The organism is Lysinibacillus sp. GbtcB16 (assembly GCF_019091145.1).
Lineage (GTDB): Bacteria > Bacillota > Bacilli > Bacillales_A > Planococcaceae > Lysinibacillus > Lysinibacillus fusiformis.
In genome coordinates this window covers 1-284 of sequence record NZ_JAGXJV010000277.1, presented here as the reverse complement: position 1 = coordinate 284, position 284 = coordinate 1, and the positions used below count along the sequence as shown (strand labels likewise).

Genomic DNA, 284 nt, shown 5'->3' with positions numbered 1-284 from the left:
AAACTTCACCGGCCGCCGCGACAGTTTGAGTTGTAAGAACAATAGACACTAGACCTTTTTTTTCATCTTCCACCGTAACTTTCTGATTCTGAAAGACCAACTTATTATCTGGTTTTTTAAAGGCAGCCATCACTTTCACATTTGAAAGGATTAATGGTTCATTATCTTGGGTAACCTCTACAAGTAATTTCGCTGAGTTTAAGTCATTCTGAGATACAATCACTTTTTCTGAGGGGGTAATTAACTTCGTATCAACTTTAATTTGGAAAATTTTAAAAGTTACC

The 284-nt window shown here is 35.6% G+C and carries 1 protein-coding gene; it reads right to left on the bottom strand.

All coding sequences use genetic code 11. From position 1 onward, the window contains the following. The coding region (locus KVT27_RS24255) for a BppU family phage baseplate upper protein (RefSeq protein WP_217582140.1) at positions 1 to 284 on the bottom strand (284 nt) is incomplete at both ends.